At 70.7% G+C, this 18,985-nt stretch carries 20 protein-coding genes and 1 pseudogene; 12 read left to right on the forward strand and 9 right to left on the reverse strand.

The genetic code is table 11. The annotated features are described in order from the left end of the window. Positions 1–3: 3 nt before the first annotated feature. Complete coding sequence (locus tag ACFYPH_RS22960; RefSeq protein ID WP_354857052.1) at positions 4–1,440, reverse strand: TldD/PmbA family protein; 1,437 nt, start codon at positions 1,438–1,440, stop codon at positions 4–6. Between the two features lie 32 nt (positions 1,441–1,472). Next, positions 1,473–2,021: a Uma2 family endonuclease gene (locus ACFYPH_RS22965; RefSeq protein WP_354857050.1), complete on the reverse strand. Its 549-nt coding sequence runs from the start codon at positions 2,019–2,021 to the stop codon at positions 1,473–1,475. 279 nt (positions 2,022–2,300) lie between these two features. On the opposite strand from ACFYPH_RS22965, the gene ACFYPH_RS22970 reads away from it, so the two are divergent. The 5 genes from ACFYPH_RS22970 to ACFYPH_RS22990 all read left to right on the forward strand — a co-directional run bounded on the left by ACFYPH_RS22970 (position 2,301) and on the right by ACFYPH_RS22990 (position 8,253). Continuing rightward, positions 2,301–3,356 carry an ABC transporter ATP-binding protein gene (locus ACFYPH_RS22970; protein WP_354857136.1) on the forward strand — a complete coding sequence of 352 codons (1,056 nt, stop codon included), beginning with the start codon at positions 2,301–2,303 and terminating at the stop codon, positions 3,354–3,356. Continuing rightward, positions 3,353–4,363, forward strand: coding sequence for a dipeptide ABC transporter ATP-binding protein (locus ACFYPH_RS22975; protein ID WP_354857048.1), 1,011 nt, complete (start codon positions 3,353–3,355; stop codon positions 4,361–4,363). The genes ACFYPH_RS22970 and ACFYPH_RS22975 overlap by 4 nt, the downstream gene beginning before the upstream one ends. Further along, on the forward strand, positions 4,360–5,367 hold the full coding sequence (locus tag ACFYPH_RS22980; RefSeq protein ID WP_354857045.1) for an ABC transporter permease: 1,008 nt from the start codon (positions 4,360–4,362) through the stop codon (positions 5,365–5,367). Before ACFYPH_RS22975 ends, ACFYPH_RS22980 begins: the two co-directional genes overlap by 4 nt. 10 nt (positions 5,368–5,377) lie before the next feature. Then, positions 5,378–6,364: an ABC transporter permease gene (locus ACFYPH_RS22985; protein WP_354857043.1), complete on the forward strand. Its 987-nt coding sequence runs from the start codon at positions 5,378–5,380 to the stop codon at positions 6,362–6,364. A 146-nt stretch (positions 6,365–6,510) separates the two neighbouring features. Next, a complete protein-coding gene (locus ACFYPH_RS22990; RefSeq protein WP_354857042.1) occupies positions 6,511–8,253 on the forward strand; it encodes an ABC transporter substrate-binding protein in 1,743 nt (580 codons plus the stop codon). 154 nt (positions 8,254–8,407) lie between these two features. Here ACFYPH_RS22990 and ACFYPH_RS22995 read toward each other — a convergent pair whose 3' ends face one another. Both ACFYPH_RS22995 and ACFYPH_RS23000 read right to left on the reverse strand, forming a co-directional pair. Then, complete coding sequence (locus ACFYPH_RS22995; RefSeq protein ID WP_354857040.1) at positions 8,408–8,875, reverse strand: nuclear transport factor 2 family protein; 468 nt, start codon at positions 8,873–8,875, stop codon at positions 8,408–8,410. Positions 8,876–8,954: 79 nt separating this feature from the next. Continuing rightward, complete coding sequence (locus ACFYPH_RS23000; RefSeq protein ID WP_387184431.1) at positions 8,955–9,698, reverse strand: helix-turn-helix domain-containing protein; 744 nt, start codon at positions 9,696–9,698, stop codon at positions 8,955–8,957. A 152-nt stretch (positions 9,699–9,850) separates the two neighbouring features. Here ACFYPH_RS23000 and ACFYPH_RS23005 point away from each other — a divergent pair, with 152 nt between their 5' ends. From ACFYPH_RS23005 to ACFYPH_RS23020, 4 genes are read left to right on the forward strand one after another with little or no spacing between them, the layout of a single operon-like run. Next, positions 9,851–10,015, forward strand: coding sequence for a hypothetical protein (locus ACFYPH_RS23005; RefSeq protein ID WP_354857039.1), 165 nt, complete (start codon positions 9,851–9,853; stop codon positions 10,013–10,015). Next, positions 10,005–10,388: a helix-turn-helix domain-containing protein gene (locus ACFYPH_RS23010; protein WP_354857037.1), complete on the forward strand. Its 384-nt coding sequence runs from the start codon at positions 10,005–10,007 to the stop codon at positions 10,386–10,388. The genes ACFYPH_RS23005 and ACFYPH_RS23010 overlap by 11 nt, the downstream gene beginning before the upstream one ends. Before the next feature lie 30 nt (positions 10,389–10,418). Beyond that, on the forward strand, positions 10,419–10,640 hold the full coding sequence (locus tag ACFYPH_RS23015) for a hypothetical protein (protein WP_354857036.1): 222 nt from the start codon (positions 10,419–10,421) through the stop codon (positions 10,638–10,640). Then, positions 10,628–11,071, forward strand: a complete 444-nt coding sequence (locus ACFYPH_RS23020; protein ID WP_354857034.1) for a hypothetical protein — start codon at positions 10,628–10,630, stop codon at positions 11,069–11,071. Before ACFYPH_RS23015 ends, ACFYPH_RS23020 begins: the two co-directional genes overlap by 13 nt. A 201-nt stretch (positions 11,072–11,272) precedes the next feature. On the opposite strand, the pseudogene ACFYPH_RS23025 reads toward ACFYPH_RS23020, so the two are convergent. The 4 genes and pseudogenes from ACFYPH_RS23025 to ACFYPH_RS23040 form a co-directional block, all read right to left on the reverse strand. Next, positions 11,273–11,751: pseudogene (locus ACFYPH_RS23025) on the reverse strand (response regulator transcription factor). Then, positions 11,742–12,194, reverse strand: coding sequence for an ATP-binding protein (locus ACFYPH_RS23030; protein WP_354857032.1), 453 nt, complete (start codon positions 12,192–12,194; stop codon positions 11,742–11,744). Before ACFYPH_RS23030 ends, ACFYPH_RS23025 begins: the two are co-directional and overlap by 10 nt. A 550-nt stretch (positions 12,195–12,744) precedes the next feature. Further along, a complete protein-coding gene (locus tag ACFYPH_RS23035; RefSeq protein ID WP_354857030.1) occupies positions 12,745–13,665 on the reverse strand; it encodes an alpha/beta hydrolase in 921 nt (306 codons plus the stop codon). Between the two features lie 126 nt (positions 13,666–13,791). Beyond that, positions 13,792–15,936, reverse strand: coding sequence for a prolyl oligopeptidase family serine peptidase (locus tag ACFYPH_RS23040; protein WP_387184436.1), 2,145 nt, complete (start codon positions 15,934–15,936; stop codon positions 13,792–13,794). Positions 15,937–16,023: 87 nt separating this feature from the next. Between ACFYPH_RS23040 and mshB the strand changes: the two genes are divergently transcribed. The 3 genes from mshB to ACFYPH_RS23055 all read left to right on the forward strand — a co-directional run bounded on the left by mshB (position 16,024) and on the right by ACFYPH_RS23055 (position 17,949). Beyond that, entirely contained in the window at positions 16,024–16,950 is a 927-nt protein-coding gene (gene mshB / locus ACFYPH_RS23045; protein WP_387184438.1) for an N-acetyl-1-D-myo-inositol-2-amino-2-deoxy-alpha-D-glucopyranoside deacetylase, read from the forward strand. 17 nt (positions 16,951–16,967) lie between these two features. Further along, positions 16,968–17,405, forward strand: coding sequence for a hypothetical protein (locus tag ACFYPH_RS23050; protein ID WP_354857025.1), 438 nt, complete (start codon positions 16,968–16,970; stop codon positions 17,403–17,405). A gap of 79 nt (positions 17,406–17,484) precedes the next feature. Continuing rightward, a complete protein-coding gene (locus ACFYPH_RS23055) occupies positions 17,485–17,949 on the forward strand; it encodes a hypothetical protein (RefSeq protein ID WP_355138150.1) in 465 nt (154 codons plus the stop codon). A gap of 28 nt (positions 17,950–17,977) precedes the next feature. Here ACFYPH_RS23055 and ACFYPH_RS23060 read toward each other — a convergent pair whose 3' ends face one another. After that, entirely contained in the window at positions 17,978–18,955 is a 978-nt protein-coding gene (locus tag ACFYPH_RS23060) for a GNAT family N-acetyltransferase (RefSeq protein ID WP_387184442.1), read from the reverse strand. Positions 18,956–18,985 lie beyond the last annotated feature (30 nt).

Here is an 18,985-nt window from a genome sequence, read left to right on the forward strand (position 1 = left end):
CGTTCACGCCGACACCCCCACGCGGACGTTGCGGAAGCGGGCCGGCGCGGCCGGATGGCCGGTGTGCCCGATCTGGCCCGGCTGGCCCTTCCCGCAGTTGGGCGTCCCCCAGGGCACCGTCTCGCCGGAGAGCATGTCCATCGAGCGCCAGAAGAGCGGGCCGATCCCGGTATACGTGGGATTGCGCAGCATCCGCCCCCGGCGACCCTTCTTGATCTCCCAGCCGACCTCGCAGCCGAACTGGAAGTTGAGCCGCTTGTCGTCGATCGACCAGGACCGGTTGAGGTCCATCAGCACGCCGTCGTCGGTGGCCCCGATGATCTCCTCCAGGGTGTGCGGGCCGGGTTCCAGGCCGACGTTGGTCATCCGCACCATCGGCAGCCGGGCCCATCCGTCGGCGCGGACGCTGCCGCCGTAGTCGAGGCCCGCCATGGCCGCCGAGTCCCGGCCGGCGAGCACTCCCACCCAGCGACCGTCGCGCACCGCGTCCCGCTTGACCGCCGGTGAGCCCTCGTCGTCGAAGCCGAAGCTGCCCAGCGCGCCGGGGATCGTCGGGTCGATCGTGATGTTCATCAGCTCGGAGCCGTAGCGCAGCGAGCCGAGCTGGGCCAGGTCCAGCCAGGACGTGCCGGCGAACGCGGCCTCCCAGCCGAGGATCCGGTCCAGTTCGATGGCGTGCCCGACCGACTCGTGGATCTGCAGGGCCAACTGCTCGCCGCCGAGGATCAGATCCGTCTCGCCGGCCGGGCAGGGCGGCGCGGTCAGCAGCGCCCGGGACTCCTCGGCGATCTGCGCGGCGTGTGCGGCCAGGTCGAGCGACTCGACCAGTTCCCAGCCGGTGGTGCCGTACTGCCCGCGGTAGCTGGGCCAGGAGCGCCGCTGTGTCTCGCCGTCACCGATCGAGGTGGCCGAGATGCCGCCGCCGCACTCGCGGATCCGCTGGTCGATCCGGTGGCCCTCGCTGGAGACGAACCACTTCGCGGTGTCCCAGATCTGGTACAGCCCCTCGGCCAGGTCCGCGCCGTGCTCGGCCATCGTGCGGGTCGCGCCGACCAGCAGGTCGCCCTTGTCCGACAGGGGCACCCCGAGCGGGTCGATCCGGCAGTCCGAGGCCCAGCTCGCCGCGACCGCCTCGACCGCGACCAGGTCGACCGGCGGGCCGGGCACCCGCGCGCTCGCCATCGCGGTCCGGGTCGCGCGCCGGCCGGCGTCGCGGGCGGCGGCGTCGGACAGATCGGGTACGGCGTGAAAGCCCCAACTCGCGCCGACCAGCGCCCGGACGCCCAGCCCGATGCTCTCGTCCTGGGTCAGCTCCTCCACGTCGCCGTTGCGCGCGGTCATCGACTCGTAGCGGCGGTGCATCACCCGCGCGTCGGCGTACCGCGCTCCCGCGTCGAGGGCGGCCTGGACGGCGGCGGTGGCCGCGTCGAACTCGGTCATGGACCGACCCTAGGCCAGCCGACCGACACCCGTCAGGGGACGAGATCCTCTGGCCGGATAGTGGCCCGCACTGGCTCGGTCAGTTCCAGAACCTCGCCGCGCTTCGTCGTTGCCCTCTCCACGTAGTGGCCACCCTGCCGCTGGTAAAGGCGCATGGCACCCGTCCCCTGCTCCACCAGCAGATACCACTCAATGCCCGCTGCGGCGTAGTAATGCATCTTGAGGACCTTGTCGGTGGAGGCGTTGCTCGGCGAGATGATCTCGCAGACCAGTCGCACATCAGCTGACTCGATGTTGGGCTCGTCGAGATCGACTGCGTTGGTGACGACGAGATCAGGAATCGGTATTCGACCTGGTCGGAGCCGGACGTTCACCGCCTCCAACAGCTCAAGGTCGGCTGCCTCCGCGGCTGCTTCCAGGATATTGCCGAGCTTGCGGGAGATTCGTTGATGCCGTGGGGTGGGTCCTGGGGTCACGTGGAGGCTCCAGTCGAAGAGTTCGACGCGATCCTGCGTCTCGCCGAGGGCGAGGAACTCCTCTTCGGTCCACGGACCTTCGTGATCGAACACCGCCGCGGTCATGGGTCACCTCCACCTCGTGCCACGGACATCCTCTGCTGGCTGCTCGCCCAATGATCGCACTTGACGTGCGATCAGAGCCATGAACGGGCGTGGATGGCGAGGTGACAGGGGATGCGGGGCCGATGCGGACTCGTTACGCTCGGGCCCGCTGACACGTGCCGACTTTGTAGCTTATTTTCACCCTCGGGACTTTGTTGTAAGTTCTCTTCGTCACTGAGGGAGGTGGCCGTGGACAGCTCGGAACCGTCGTCGTCCGGGGACCCGGACGACCGTCCCGCCGTGCCGGCACAGCGCTCCGACCAGGACGCCTACCTGCGGGTGAGTGACCTGCGGGTCCGGTTCGACACCTCCGACGGCGTGGTGCGCGCGGTCGACGGGGTGTCGTTCGCCGTCGAGCGGGGCCGCACTCTCGGCATCGTCGGCGAGTCCGGCTCCGGCAAGAGCGTCACGTCGCTGGCCATCCTCGGCCTGCACGACCCCAAGCGGGCCACCATCACCGGCGAGATCTCCGTCGGCGGCCGGCAGCTGGTCGGCCTGCCCGACGAGGAGGTACGCCGGCTGCGCGGCCGGGACATGGCGATGATCTTCCAGGATCCGCTGTCCGCGCTGCACCCGTACTACAGCGTCGGTCGGCAGATCGCCGAGGCGTACCGGGTGCACCACCCGAAGGCCAACCGGCGCGAGGCCCGCCAGCGCGCGGTGGACATGCTGGACCGGGTCGGCATCCCGCAGCCGGCACGCCGCTTCGACCAGTACCCGCACGAGTTCTCCGGCGGGATGCGCCAACGGGCGATGATCGCGATGTCCCTGGTCAACGACCCCGCGCTGCTGATCGCCGACGAGCCGACCACCGCGCTGGACGTCACCGTGCAGGCGCAGATCCTGGACCTGCTCGCCGACCTCCAGGCCGAGTTCCACTCCGCGATCATCCTGATCACCCACGACCTCGGCGTCGTCGGCCAGGTCGCCGACGAGGTGCTGGTGATGTACGGCGGGCGGGCCGTCGAGCACGGCAGCGTCGAGCAGGTGCTCCGCTCGCCGCAGCATCCGTACACCTGGGGGTTGCTCTCCAGCGTGCCGTCGCTGCACGGCGACGCGGACGCGGACCTGGTGCCCATTCCCGGCAACCCGCCCAGCCTGATCAACCTGCCGACCGGCTGCGCCTTCCACCCACGCTGCCGCTACGACGACCGCGTCGGCGACCGGTCCCGCACCGAGGTGCCCGAGCTGCGCCCGGCCGGGGCCGACGGTCACCTGGTGGCCTGCCACCTGAGCGCCGAGGAACGCGCCGCGATCTACGCCGAGAACGTGGCATCCGTGGGAGTGGCCCGATGACCGACGAACCACTGCTGCGCGTGCGCGGACTGACCAAGCACTTCCCGGTCCGCCAGGGGTTGCGCGGCACCGGCCTGGTGCGGGCGGTCGACGGTCTCGACTTCGACGTACGCCCCGGCGAGACGCTCGGCCTGGTGGGGGAGTCCGGCTGCGGCAAGACGACCACCGGCCGGATGCTGGTGCGGCTGCTGGAGCCGACGGCCGGCACCATCGAGTTCGACGGGCGGGACATCACCCACGCCGGCCGCCGGGAGCTGCGCCCGCTGCGACAGGAACTTCAGATCATCTTCCAGGACCCGTACGCGTCGCTGAACCCCCGGCACACGGTGGGCCGGATCGTGGCGATGCCGTTGCAGGTCAACGGGATCAAACCGCCGGGCGGGATCAAGGCGCGGGTGCAGGAGCTGCTGGAGCTGGTCGGGCTGAACCCGGAGCACTACAACCGGTATCCGCACGAGTTCTCCGGCGGCCAGCGCCAGCGCATCGGTATCGCCCGCGCGCTGGCCCTGCGGCCCAAGCTGATCGTCGCCGACGAGCCGGTGTCCGCCCTGGACGTCTCGATCCAGGCGCAGGTCGTCAACCTGCTGCGCGACCTGCAACGGGAGCTGGGCCTGGCGTTCGTGTTCATCGCGCACGACCTGGCCGTGGTCCGGCACTTCTGCCAGCGGGTAGCGGTCATGTACCTGGGGCGGATCGTGGAGATCGGCGACCGGACGGACATCTACGAGCGCCCGCAGCATCCGTACACCCGGGCTCTGCTCTCGGCCATCCCGGACGTCACGCAGCTCGGCCCGGTGGGCCGGATCCGGCTGACCGGCGACGTCCCCACCCCGCTCGACCCGCCGTCGGGCTGCCGTTTCCGCACCCGGTGCTGGAAGGCGCAGGACATCTGCGCCACCGAGGAGCCGCCGCTGGGGCCGCGCGACGGCGGTCGGCAGGCCACCGCGTGTCACTTCCCCGAAGGGGCGGGGTCGATCACCCAGGTCGTCGAGGAGGTGTCGTCGTGAGCCTGTCTCCGGTGGAGGGTGTGGCGCTCGCCGAGATCGAGTCCAGCGCGGACGCGGGCGGGCCCGAGACCAAGGGCGTCGTCGGGCGTTCGCCCGGGCAGCTCGCCTGGCTGCGGCTGCGTCGTGACCGGACGGCCGTGGTCAGCGGCGTACTCCTGGTGTTCTTCCTGCTCTTGGGGCTCTCCGCCCCGCTGATCGAGATGGTCTACGGGATCGGGCCGCGCGAGCAGTTCCAGAACCTGCTGGACGGCTTCGGCATGCCGCTGGGTTACGTCGGCGGTGTCACCGGGGACCACTGGTTCGGGCTGGAGCCAGGATTGGGCCGGGACATCTTCATCCGGTTGATCTACGGGCTGCGGACGTCGTTGTTCATCGCGTTCGCCGCCGCGCTGATCACCGCCACCATCGGCATCGTGCTCGGCGCGCTGGCGGGTTACCTCGGCGGCTGGCTTGACGCGGTGATCAACTGGATCACCGACCTGACGCTCGCGATGCCGTTCCTGATCATCGCGCTGGCGCTCACCCCCACCATCACGCTGCGCTTCTACGGCGAGCGGGGGCAGGTGTCGTCCGCCTTCGGGGTGGGCGTGCTGATCGCCGTGTTCGCCATCTTCGGTTGGACCAGCACGGCCCGCCTGGTGCGCGGGCAGGTGATCGCGCTGCGCGAACGAGAGTTCGTGGAGGCCGCCAAGGCCAGCGGCGCCGGGCTGGGGCACATCATCTTCCGGCAACTGCTGCCGAACATCTGGGCGCCGATCCTGGTGTCGTTCTCCCTCGCCGTGCCGCAGTTCATCACCAGCGAGGCCGCGCTGTCGTTCATCGGCGTCGGCCTCAGCGACGAGACGCCGAGCTTCGGCCGGATGATCTACCGCAGTCTGGACTTCCTCCAGACCGACCCGGCGTACGTGTTCTTCCCGGGCATCACGATCTTCGCGCTGGTGTTCGCCTTCAACCTCTTCGGCGACGCGTTGCGGGACGCGCTCGACCCGAAGTCGTCCCGGTAGGGGTGGACTCATGTCACGGTTTCTGATCAAGCGGCTGTTCTCCGCGACGCTGACCCTGTTCGCGGTGAGCGTGCTGACCTTCCTGATGTTCTTCGCCCTACCGCGCGACCCGGTGACCGGCATGTGCCCGAAGAACTGCAACCCGGAGCGGCTGGAGCGGGTCCGTGACGACCTGGGCCTCAACGACCCGCTGATCAGCCAGTACGCCGGTTACATGAAGGGCATCGTCACCGGTCGTGATCTGGGCAGCGCCCAGGGCGGCCGGTGTGACGCGCCCTGCCTGGGCTGGTCGTACGTCTCCAACGAGGCGGTCTCGGACACCATCGCCCGGGTGCTGCCGGTGACGCTGAGCATCGTGATCCCCGCGGCGATCCTCTGGCTGCTGCTCGGGGTGGGGCTGGGCATGATCTCGGCGCTGCGCCGGGGCACCTGGCTGGACCGCCTGGCCATCGGCTTCTCCCTGACCGGCGCGTCGTTGCAGCTCTACTTCGTGGGCGCGGTGCTGCTGCTGGTGTTCGTCTACAACCTGCGGCTGCTGCCGGTGCCCAGCTACACGTCCCTGTTCGACAATCCGGCCAAGTGGGCCAGTGGGCTGGTGCTCGCCTGGGTCGCGCTGGCCTTCCTCTTCTCGGCCATCTACGCCCGGCTGTCGCGGGCGCAGATGCTGGAGACGCTGTCGGAGGACTTCGTCCGGACCGCGCGGGCCAAGGGCCTGGCCAAACCGACGGTGTACGGGCGGCACGCGCTGCGCGCGGCGATCACCCCGGTGGTGACCATCGCCGGTCTGGACGTGGGCGGGGCGCTGGGCGGCACGGTGATCACCGAGACGACGTTCGGCATCCAGGGGCTGGGGCGTACGGCCGTGGACGCGGTGCGCTCGGGTGACCTGCCCACCATCATGGCCACCGTGCTGATCGCGGCCGTCTTCGTGGTGCTGGCGAATGTCCTGGTGGACCTGCTCTACGCGGCCATCGACCCCCGGGTCCGGCTGCGCTGACCCGATGGGTGGCCACTGCGCGGCTGGTGGCGAAATTTATCAACAACTGTTACACAACTCGTAGGTTTTCTTCCTTACGATCCTCGGGACGTCGGCGGTTCTCGCCCCGGCGAAACCGCACGGCACATGGGTGAAGGGGGTACTTCATGAGACCACGCGTGGTGGCTGCCGCAGGCGGCGCGATCGCTCTGGTGGTGGCATTGGGTGCGTGCTCGAAGAACACGGGCGAGGGCACCACGGTGGACACCGAACGGCAGCAGTCCGGGGTCATCGCGACCGACCCGAAGGATTCGCAGGGCCCGGCGGCCGAGGTGAGCGGCGCCGCGAAGGGCGGCACCTTCACCATCATCCGGGAGTCGCCGATCTCCCACCTGGACCCGCAGCGGACGTACTCGTTCGCCGGCCTGATGACCAACCCGCTCTTCGCGCGCTACCTGACCACCTGGAAGGACGACGGCAAGGGCGGCCTCGTCCTCGTCGGTGACCTGGCCGAGACGCCGGGCAAGAACGTCAACAACGACTGCAAGGTCTGGGAATTCACCATCAAGGACGGGGTGAAGTTCGAGGACGGCCGGCCGATCACCTCCAAGGAGATCGCGTACGGCATCGCCCGCTCCTTCGACCCGGACCTCTCCGGCGGCCCCACCTACATTCAGGAGTGGCTGGCCGACACCCCGCAGTTCGACACCAAGTGGGACTTCAAGAAGAACAAGACGTCGCTGCCGCCCGGCCTCACCACGCCGGACGCAAAGACGCTGCGCTTCGAGTTCGCCAAACCCCGCTGTGACCTGCCGTTCGCGGTCTCGCTGCCGACCACCGCGCCGCTGCCCGCGGACAAGGACACCGGCGTCGACCTGGACAAGCAGCCGTTCTCGTCCGGCCCGTACAAGGTCGCCAAGAACCAGGTCGGCGTGCAGATCACCCTGGACCGCAACCCCAACTGGGACCCGAAGACCGACCCGGTCCGCCACCAGTACCCGGACCGGTTCGTGTGGACCTTCGGCCCGACCGCGGACGCCGCCAACAACCGGGTGATCGCCGACAACGGCGCCGACCAGAGCGCGCTCGCCTTCAACACCGTGCCCGCCTCGCTGGTCGCCAAGGTGGCCGGGGACGCCACGCTCAAGTCGCGCACCATCCTCTCGCCCACGCCGAGCGCCAACCAGCTCGTCATCAACAACCAGCGGGTCACCGACCTGAAGGTCCGTCAGGCGCTCAACTACGCCATCGACCGCGAGGGCCTCATCAAGGCGATGGGCGGGCAGACCGTCGCCGCGCCGATGACCACGCTGATGCCGTCGGCCACCATCGGCTACAAGGCGTACGACGCGTACCCGGCGGGCGCCAACGGCAACGTCGACAAGGCCAAGGAACTGCTCGGCGGCAAGACGCCGGAGCTGGTCCTCGGCGTCGCCGACAACTCGACCGAGCAGCAGCAGGGCGCCCAGCTCAAGGCCAACCTGGAGCGCGCCGGCTTCAAAATCACGCTGCGGAACATCTCGGACGACGCCAAGCTCGACGAGGTCAAGAAGAAGGACAACCCCTGGGACCTGTACATCGGTAACTGGGCGGCGGACTGGCCGAGCGGGGCGTCGATCCTGCCGGTGCTCTACGACGGCCGCACTATCAAGGCCGAGGGCAACAGCAACCAGTCCTACTTCAACGACCCGGCGATCAACGCCGAGATGGACCGCATCCAGGCGATGCCCGCCGCCGACCAGGGCCCGGAGTGGGCCAAGCTCGACGAGCGGATCATGAAGGAGCACGCGCCCGTGGTGCCGCTCTTCGTCGACGTGGCCTACAACGTGCACGGGTCCAAGGCCGGCGGGGTCTTCATCTCCAGCGTCTTCGGCTACCCGGCGTTCGTGAACGCGTACGTCAAGCCGTAGGTCGTATCGCAGGCAGGCAGGGTCCCCTCCCGACAGCGTCGTCGGGTGGGGGCCCTCGCCGTTTCCGCCGGTCGGCTCACTGATCCGATCCGGCCGCGCCCGATCGCGATTGGTAGGTGCGGGGCAGATCAGTGCGCGTGATGTCGTATGAGCATCAGGGCCGGGTGGCGCCGTCAACGGTGGTGCTTCCCTGCGGGCGAAGTGCGACTAGCAGGCTGTCGAGTTGACCCCAGGCCCGCGCGCTGGCGATGTGGTCGATGTAGTCCCGCGACTCGATGATGAGCCCGTCGCGGATGCGCATGACAAACACGCATGGCACGGTGAACGCCTCGCCTGTCTCCTCGACTCGCCCCTGATAGGCGAACTCGGCGACGATCACCTCCGGGTCGGCGGTGTCATGAATCGTGATGTCGACCGGATTGCGGTTCAGCGTCCGGCCGGCCGGTGGCGGCGCGGTGAAGTGCTCGTGCAGTTCGCCGCGGCTGCGTAGCGGCGGCGGGTCGAGTGGGTGGAACGGGTGCGTGACGTGGGTCTGCTCGGCATACAAGTCGGCCAAGTCCTCGTACGGACCGTCGCAGACGCCGTTCACCAGTCGTAGGAAAGTTTCGCGGGGGTTGCTCATGCGGGGCTTCCTTTGAATCGGCGGTCTCACTGTCGGCACACCGAGGGCCGTACCGGACGGCCGATTCCCATCGGCGGGCCTACTCGGGCGACGTGTTGTACTGGTCGAGCGTTGCCTTCGACGTGGAAGCATCCCGGAAAGTCAGCTCCCATGGCCCGGTGTTGACGTCCATGTCCTTGCCGAACCCGACCCATTTGCCGGCCATCCGTCGGCCGGTGGGCTCCACCAGGAGCTGGATTGCGCCGTGGTACCGGGCTCCCCGGTAGTAGCCGGCGGGATCGGTCTGCTCCACCCAGGTGCCGGTGACCACCGCACCGTCGATGGTGAGATCCATTGACAGCGACGATGCTGCTGAGCCGGGCAGGCTGCGCACGGTCAGTCGGTCGCCGTGCTGGAGCACGACCACGAAGTGCTGCCCGGCGAATGATTCTCCCCGGCCGCTGGAATGGAACTGGTAGCGGCTGAGCCAGACACCCTCGTACGACGGGCGGACTGCGAGTGGCTTGGGTGTTGGCGTGGCCAGTTTGGACATGGGCGAGGCCAGATCGTGGCCACCGTGTTGGTCATCGACTGCATGGCCGTCGGGTATCGCAGCGAAGCCGAGCAGCGAGACCGGTAGACCGGTGACGACCTCCAGGGCGCGGGCATAGACGGGCCGTGGTGCGGCGATCGCGCCGGACTCCCAGCGCTGGACGAGTCTCTTGTTGGCGTCGTTCGGCTCGCCGACGCGGCGGCCGGCGGCCTGAAGCGCGCGGGCGAAGTCGTCTTGGCTCATGCGCATCCCGGTGCGGACCGCGCGTAGGGCGGTGTTCGGGGCATTCATGTTCGCCACAATACCGCCGTGTCGTCTGAATGTCGCCGTCAATGTGACCGGTATGCCGCATCCTGTGCCGTCGCGTCCGACGACAGTTAGGCGTCACTGTGGATGGCACGCGACGGCAGGGCCTGCCGGTGCGCCCAGCAGCGGAGGTGATGATGCCCAGTTCTGACGACGAGCCGGTCAGCCGGGGCGAGCAGATCGACGCCGCCGAGCGGGAAGACGCCAAACGCCGGTTGCTCGCGCGGGCCGAGGCTGAGCGGATACCGGTGCAGGAGACGACTCGGGCGGTGCCGGATCGGCGGTGGCGCGGTGAGCCGTGACCCGCTGCCGATCGGCCGACGCGTCGCCTACCTGCGGGTGCGGCGCAGGTTGTCGCAGCAGTCGTTCGCGGATCGATTGGGAAAGTCGAAGAGCTGGGTGGACAAGGTCGAGCGCGGGGTCCGCTCCCTGGAGCGACTGTCGACCATCCGGGAGATCGCGGGAGTGCTGAGGGTCGATCCCGCAGCGCTGCTTGGTCGTGATGTTCAGCCTGCCGAGGTTGCCGAGCGCAGCGAAGGCGTCGCGCGGATTCGGGCCGCGCTGTCCGCGTACCCAATGGCTTTTGGTCGTCAGGCGGACCGCGCGGTGATGCCGCCCGATCGGCTGGCTCGGGAGGTGCGGCACGCGTGGACGACCTACCAGCACGCCCGGTAACCACGTCTGATCGAGCTGCTGCCCACGGTGGTGACCGAGGTTCACCGCGCCCACGGTCAGCACCCGGAGGCCGGGCGGGCAGCGGTGGTGGAGGTGTACCGGGTGGCGGCGGCGTTGCTGGTCAAGCTGGGGGAGGGGAGCCTCGCCTGGTTGGCCGCTGACCGGGCGATGTCCGCCGCCGCCGGTGATCGGGTGTTGCTGGCCTGCGCGGCGGTGCAGCTCGGCCAGGTGTTGCGGGGGTGGCGCGGGTAGGGCCGGTGATGCTGGCCGCCGCTTCCCAGATCGCCGCTGGCACGCCGGAAGAACTGTCGCTGCGTGGATCGCTGCTCGTGCAGGCCGCCCTGATCGCGGCCAGGGCGGGTGACGACCGGATGGCCGGACGCCTGCTGGACGAGGCTGCCGAGCTGGGCGACCAGGTGGGCGACGGGCACGACCACTACCGGACGGCGTTCGGGCCGGCGGCCGTCGAGGTGGCGCGGGTCGCCGCCGCCGTGGAGTTGGGCGACGGGCCGGAGGCGGTCGCCCGGCACGAGAAGACGATCGGTAGGGACGGGTGGCGGTGGCTGCCGGTCGAGCACCGCGCCGCGCACCTGATCGACGCGGCGCGCGCCTACCTCCAGACGGACGACCCAGCCGCCCCAGCCACGATTACCCAGCTCGCCATCAACCTCGGAGTGCTGTGAGCATGACGGCCAATACCGTCCCGGCTGTGGCGGCCAGAGCAGCGGCATGGCACACGTGTCAGCCGTCGGCGGTGACCGTCGGTCACCTCCGTCGGGTCGGGTGCCCTATTGAGCGGTATACCTCAGAGTCATATTCATACCTCTGAGGTATACCGCTCAACAGCACATCGGCAGGCCGGGCCAGCCAGAGTGCGGGAAGCCTCAGCGCCCCGCGTTCAGGTAGCGCAACACGGCGAGTACCCGCCGGTGGTCGGTCCGCGCCTGGGGTAGGTCCAGCTTGGTGAAGATGGTTGTCACATGCTTCTCCACGCTGCGCGGGGCGAGGTGGAGCGACTCGCAGATGGCAGCGTTGGAGCGGCCCTCGGCCAACATCCCCAGGACCTCTCGTTCCCGCTCGCTGAGGCGGGCGACGCCCGCGTCCACCGCCACTGTGAGAAGACCAGCACGCCGATGTCCGGGTGGGTCGTACGGATCGCCAATGCCGCCCGCAACCCCTCGTCGGTGAAGGTCGGTGGCATCCGCACGTCGACCACCGCCGTGTCCGGCCGGTGCTCCCTGACCGCCGCCCGCAGGTCGTCGCCGTTGTCCACCGTCGACACGACGGTGATTCCGTGATCGGTCAGCAGCAACCTGATCCCGTCGCGCAGTAACGGGTTGTCCTCGGCGATCACTACTCGCATGGCAACTCCACGGTGATGGTCGTCGGCCCACCCGACGGACTGTCTACCCACAGCGCGCCGTCGAGCGACTCGGCCCGCCGGATCAGCCCGGCCAGACCCGTACCCTCGCCCCCGGGCCTCGCCCCACCGCCCCCGTCGTCGGTGACAGTCACGCGCAGCATGCCACCCAGCGTGCGAAGGTCCAGCCGGATCCGGCTGGCCGCAGCGTGCTTCGCCACGTTGGTGAGCAGTTCGGCGGCGCTGAAGTAGAGCGCCGACTCCGTCTCGGGCGGTGGCCGCTGGGGCAGGTCCACGTGCACGACGACGGGCACCGCGCTGCGCGCGGCCAGGGTCTCGATCGCGGTGCTGAGGCCAGCGTCCAGCGCGGGTGGGTGAATGCCCCGCACGATGTCCCGCAGCTCGGAAAGCGCCTCCACCACCGCGCCCGGGGCCTGCGCCACCATCGTCCGCAGCTCCGGCTCGCCGCTCGATGCGCGACAGCGCCACGCCCAGCGCGACCAGCCGGGCCTGCGTACCGTCGTGCAGGTCCCGCTCCACCCGCCGCAGCAGCGCTGCGGCGTCCGCCCGCAGCGCGGCCCGGCTGGCCTCCAGCGCCGCTATCCGGGCTCGCTCCGGGCCCGGCTCCAGCAGCGCCCCCACCAACCGCCGGTCCAGCCACACGATGATCCGGAAGTACCACGGAAACACCAGCAGCGCGGCCAACCCCTGCGCGGCCAGACCCCAGGGACCGCCCCAGGGCGGGTCTTGCGGAAACCGGTGCATCCACACGGGATAGGTGATGCCCAGCAGCCCGCCGGCGATGAGGACTCCGCCGAGGTAGGCGGCCGCGGCCATCAGGGGCAGCCGGCGAAGCAGTAGGCGAGGGCCTTCCAAGCGCTGGCGTCCGTCAGCACCGCGGCGGCCCAGCGCACCGGACCCGGCCCGCGGCGGCGTAGGCCCCAGCCCCAAGGGCCTGCGGCGCAGGCCGGTCGATGACGACGCCGTTGCTCCCGTTCAGGAACGACCGATGGATCGGTCGAGAAAGTCGCGGATCATCGGCGCAGCGACGTCGAGCTTGTCTTCCAGCAGGAAGTGGCCGGTGTCGAGCAGGTGGAACTCGGCCGACGGCAGGTCGCGCCGATAGGGGTGGGCACCCTCGGGTGGGAAGATCGAGTCGTTCTGGCCCCAGATGATCAGCGTCGGTGGCTGATGGTCGCGGAAGAAGGCTTGGAATTCCGGATACAGCGTGACGTTGCTGCCGTAGTCGTAGAACAGATCCAGTTGGATGTCCGCGTTGCCGGGGCGGGCGAGCTGGGTGGCGTCGTGGGTCCACTGGTCGGGGTCGAGTCGGCTGAGGTCGTGCACCCCCTGCGTGTACTGCAACTTGACCGTGTCGGGGTCGAGGATGAAGGCGATGGCCTGGCGGCGCTCGTCGATCTTCTCCGCCCAGTAGGCCTTGATCGGATCCCAGAAATCGCTCAGGCCCTCCTCGTACGCGTTGCCGTTCTGCACGATGAGCGCGCCGACCCGCTCGGGCCCCTTGAGGGCCAGCCGGAACCCGGTCGGCGCCCCGTAGTCGAAGCAGTAGAGCGCGTAGCGATCCACGCCGAGCTGGCCGAGGAGGCCGTCCATCAGATCCGCGAAGTTGGCGAAGGTGTAGTCGAACGTCGACCGGTCCGGGCTGGCGCTGTGGCCAAAACCCGGGAAGTCCGGCGCGATCACCCGGTACCGGTCCGCGAGCAGCGGGATCAGGTGGCGGAACTGCGAGGACGACGTGGGAAATCCGTGCAGCAGCAGGACCGCGGGGCCGTCGGCCGGTCCGGCCTCGCGATAGAAGATGTCGATCCCGTTCACCGTCGCCGTACGAAAGTGCGTGACCGGCAACTCGCCTTCCTGAACGGCGGCGGTCGACGGTTTCTGCGCAATCCCCACCATGGTGGAGTCCTTTCGGCATAAGGGAAAGCGGTGCCGCCCCGGGGAATCGCCCGGTCGGCTCATGCTTCGGCCAGCATGGCATGCGGCAGGGGACCCCACCTGCCGAAATCACGTACCGAATGCCGCTCAGCGCAGGTGGGTGCGGAGGAAGTCGAGTTCCAACGGAAGCAGCCGCTCGGCGGTGCCGTTCGCGGCCATGTGGGTGGCGCCGGTCAGCGGCAGCACGGCGTGCGGGCGGCCGGTGCTCAGCAGGGCCGCGGAGAGCCGGAGCGTGTGCGCGGCCACCACGTTGTCGTCGGCCAGACCGTGCACCAACAGCAACGGGCGGGCCTGGTCCGGGCCGGTGACCGGCTCCGCGGCCAACTCGATCAGCGAGTGGTGCGCGTACACGTCCATGCCGTCCTCCGGCAGGCCGAGATAACGCTCGGTGTACGCGGTGTCGTACAGCGCCCAGTCGGTCACCGGGGCGCCCGCGATGCCGCACTTGAACAGCTCCGGGTGGCGCAACACCGCCAACCCGGCCAGCCACCCGCCGAATGACCAACCGCGCACCCCCACCCGACCCAGGTCCAGGTCCGGGTGCTTGCCGGCGAGCGCGGTCAGCGCGTCGATCTGGTCGGCCAGGATCACGTCGGCGACCCGCCGATGGATCGCCTTCTCGAACGATGGCGCCACGCCCGGCGTACCCCGGTTGTCGATGGTGACCACCGCGAACCCGGCGTCGGCCCACCACTGCCGCTCCAGCCACGCGGCCCGGGCCGCCACCACCTCCTGGTGTCCCGGACCGCCGTAGATGTCCAGCAGCACCGGCAGCCGCCGGCCCGTCACATGGTTGTCGGGGTAGAGCACCGCCGCCGGCAGCCGCCGGTCGGTCACCCGCTCCAGCAGGGGCAGCGGAGAGTACGGCGGGTTGGCGGCCAGTGACCGCAGCTCGGCCAGCTCCTGCCCGCCGCGCGACACCGTCCACCGCACCCCGGCGTGGTCCAGCGAGGCGCTTCCCACCACCAGGACGTCCCCGCCGACGGCCGCCGTGTGCCAGCCCGAGTCGGTGGTGAGCCGCCGGGCGTCCACCCCGCCCCCGATGGTCGTACGGACCCGGAACAGGTGCCGTTCGCTCGGCTCCCCGTCACTCGCCTCGACCAGCAGGTCGGCGGGACCGCTGACGGCCGGCAGTCGACCCACCACCCGTCGCACGTACAGCGACGGGGGAGTGAGCAGGGTGCCGTCGGCGAACAGGCAGCGGGCGTCGTACCCGTCGTGGGCCAGCTCGCCGCCGACCAGCACCCGGCCGTCCGGCAGGTGTGCCGGCGTGCCGGCGACCGGCTCCACCCAGCGCGGATCGGCCAGCTCGGCGTGCACCTGCGTCTCACCGGTGCGCGGGTCCACCGCGAGCACCAGCCCGTGCTGCTGCGAGCGGCGCAGCACGGTGATCAGCGGGCTGGCCTCGCCCCAGCTCACCCCGGTCAGGTACGGGTAGGTCTCCCGGTCCCAGTGCACGTCGACCCAGCCGTCGTCCAGGTCCAGCAGGTGCAGGCTGACCTCGGCGTTCGGGCCGCCGGCCCGGGGGTACGCGACGGCCGTCGGCGGGCTGGCCGGCTCGGCCGGGTCGTGCAGGTGCCAGCGGTCCAGCCGGGACTCGTCCACCCGGGCGGCGAGCACCATCCGCCCGTCCGGGGCCCACCAGTAGCCCCGGTACCGGCCGAACTCCTCGGCCGCGATGTGCTCGGCCAGACCCCAGCTCACCCCGGCGTCCTCGCCAGCCAGCAGGGTGTCCGTGCCATCCGCCTCGATGACGCGCAGCTCACCCCGGCGCACTCCACCGGCGGCGTCGGTCACGTACGCCAGGCGTTCCCCGGTCGGATCCGGTCGAGGATCCAGCACCGGACCGACGGCGGCCACCTCCACCACGTCACCGTGCACCAGATCGGCCCGGAACAGCCGACCGGCCAGCGCGAACACCGCCACCCGGCCGGCGGCGTCCAGCGCGTACGAGCCGATGCCGGCGGCAGTGAGGCGCAGCCGTTCACGCAGCGCCCGCTCGCCCGGGGAGAGCGCCCGCACGTCACCCTCGGTGCCCAGCAGGGTCGCCGGATCGGCCACCAGGCGTTCCTCGCCGGTCGCCACGTCCAGCAGCCAGAGCGCGTCCGCCGGATCTTCCGGGCCCGCTGAGCGCAGGAAGATCACCCGGGAGCCGTCTTCGGCCACGGAGACAGCGCGCGGCGCGCCGTGGCTGAACCGGCGGGTACGGGCGGCCAGCTCCGGAAAGTCCACAGGCCAAATCGTAGAGCCGCGCCGGGCGTGATGTGGCCGACCTGGGCGGACGCGTCGACGACCCCCGAGGGAGGACCGCCGGTTAGAGTGACCGTCGTGACGACGTTGCCCGACCGCCGCCTGCTGCTGGTCCACGCGCACCCCGACGACGAGTCGATCGGCACCGGCTCGACCATGGCCCACTACGCCGCCGCCGGCGCACACGTCACGCTGGTGACCTGCACCCTCGGCGAGGAGGGCGAGATCCACGTACCGGCGCTCGCGCAGCTCGCCGCCGCCGAGGCCGACCAGCTCGGCGGGTACCGGATCGCCGAGCTGGCCGCCGCCTGCGCCGCGCTCGGCGTCAGCGACCACCGTTTCCTCGGCGGCGCCGGCCGCTACCGCGACTCGGGAATGATGGGCCTCGCGACGAACGACCACCCCCGCGCCTTCTGGCAGGCCGACCTCGACGAGGCCGCCGGGCACCTGGTGGAGATCATGCGGGAGGTACGCCCCCAGGTGCTGATCACGTACGACCCGAACGGCTTCTACGGCCACCCCGACCACATCCAGGCGCACCGGGTGGCGATGCGCGCCGTCGAGGTGGCCGCGGCCGAGGGCTGCGCCCCGGCGAAGGTCTACTGGACGGCCATGCCGCTCAGTGTGCTGGAGGCCGGCATGGCGCACTTCGCCGAGTCCTCGGACAATCCGTTCGCTGGCATCCAGGATCTGGCCGAGCTGCCCTTCGGCACCCCGGACGACCAGATCGCCGCCCGGATCGACGGCACCGACCAGCACGCGGCCAAGGAGGCGGCGATGCGGGCGCACGCCACCCAGATCCCGGCCACCTCCTGGCTCTACTCGATCGCCGGCAACTTCGGGGGCGAGTTCATGGGCGTGGAGTTCTTCACCCTCGCGGTCGGTGCGAAGGGGCCGGGCGTCGGCCCGTACGGCTGGGAGGACGACCTCTTCGCCGGGCTGCCCGGAGAGGCCCCCGCGGACCGGTCCCCGGTCGCGGCGGCCGGTCTCCGGTGACGCTCCCCGCCGCGCCGATGTCGGTCGTGAACGACCAGGACACCCCGCCCGAGGCGGGGCCACCGCCGCGACTGCTGGACCTGGGTCTGCGGCTGACCGGCGCGGTCGTCGTGATGGTGGCGGGGGTCGTGACCGGTGTGCTGGAGCTGCTGCTCGCCACCCTCCGGGTCGGCGGGCAGCTCATCGGGGTCTCGGCGCTGCTCGCCGTCGGCGCCAACATCGTGCTGAGCTGGTTCGCGCACGAGGTGGTCGGCCGTCGCTGGGCGGTGGCGCTGCCGGCGGTGCCGTGGTTCGCCCTGATGGCGGTGGCCGCCATCCGCACCACCGAGGGCGACCTGCTGCTGGCCGGCGACAACTGGGTCGGCCTGGCGATGATCGTGGCCGGCGCGATGACGTTCGCCGTGATGGGTTTCCGGCAGATCCTCGCCCCGCCGCCCACTCTCGGCCGCTGGTGACGCCACACAGGTACGAGTGGTAGATATTCCTGCCAGGGATGCGGCCCCGCAAACGGGGCGTACGGCAGGAGGTCGTGCGATGGACAGACGGTGGCGGGCCATCGGGGTGCTCGCGGGAGGACTGTTCGCGGTCAACGTGGTCGCCCGGCTGATCACCCGGTTCGCTTTCGACGGTGACGACGCGGCGGCCGACCGGGTGTCGCTGGCGATGTTCGTGGTGATCGGGTTGACGCTGGCCGTGGTCGCCTTCCGCTGGGGACGCGTGCGGCCGCTGGCCGTGTGGGCGGGCGACGTGGCGGTCGTGGTGCTGGTGGCCATGGCCCTGACCGTGCTGGTCGGGCCACTGCTGGTGGGCCACAACCCGTTCGCCGGCGGCGCGGGCACGTTCTTCGCCCAGATCTGGCTCTACCTGCTCGCCACCGGCCTCGGGACCATGATCGGTTACCTGGTGGCGACCGCCCTCGGTCTCGACCACCGCTCGCGGCAGCTCAAGCGGTACGCCGAGGTCAAGGCGGCCAAGCCCCGCCGCGTGGTCCGCCGCTGAACGGACCGCGCCGCGGGCCTGGCGCGGGTCAGTGCGGGGCCACCCGGGTCAGGTAGGTGTGGTGGGTGGTGAAGCCGAGCGTCCGGTAGAGCGCCACCGCCGCGGCGTTGTGCTGCTCCACCTGGAGGAACGCGTGTGTCGCGCCGGCCGCGGCGCCCCACGCGACCAGCGTGTCGATCACGCGCCGGGCCAGCCCCTGCCGACGTGACGCCGGCAGGACCTCGATGAGGCTGAGCCCCAACCAACGCCCCGCACCGGTCACCGCGCCCCGCCCGATCGCCATCAGCGTGCCGTCGACGTACGCGTGGACGAAGCGGACCTGGTCCACGGCGGTGAGCACGTGGCGTGCGGCCTCCGGCAGGCCGCCCTTGCGACCGGCGGCGACGGCCAGCCACTCGTCGCTCGGCGCGGTCGTCACCTCGATGACCGCGCCCCGCGGCCCGCCGGCCTCGGCGGCCGGGACGCCGTGGGCGGGCGTCGCCAGGGGCAGCGGCGCGGTCTGTACGAGTGTCGGTGGGCGGCTGTCCCAGCCGCGCTCGTCGAGCTCGGCGCCGACCGGCGCGGCGAGCGGCAACGGCGTGTTGATCATCGCGGGCTGGCCCTGGTCGGCGTACCAGCGCTCGACCGCGTCCACCGCGGCCGCCAGCGGTCGGTCCGGATCGCCGATCGGCAGTGCCGAGTTGGCCCGGCCGGTCCACCCCTCGGCCGAGCGCAGCAGCCAGTCGCCGAGCCGGCCGCGCGTCGGCGCCGGCCAGGCCTCGTCGGCGGCCCGTTCGAGCGCCACCACCGCCGCGGCGGTCGGCCGGCGGGTCGGCGGCACCCGCTTGGCCCGGTGCACCTGTGCCACCGGTACCCGCAGCGGGCCCTGCGCCGTGGCGAGGGTGAGATGAGTCTCGCTCAACTCCACCAGCTCGCCGAGGGCATCGGAAAACAGCGGGCGGCCTTCGCGAATCCCCACAATCCGGCGGACCACGATCCGGTGTCCCACATCCTGCTGTCGGAGCACGATCGACCCCCTCCCCGGCGAGATACTAGG

Origin of the sequence: Micromonospora sp. NPDC005252 (genome assembly GCF_042872475.1) — a bacterium.
Classification (GTDB): Bacteria; Actinomycetota; Actinomycetes; order Mycobacteriales; family Micromonosporaceae; genus Micromonospora.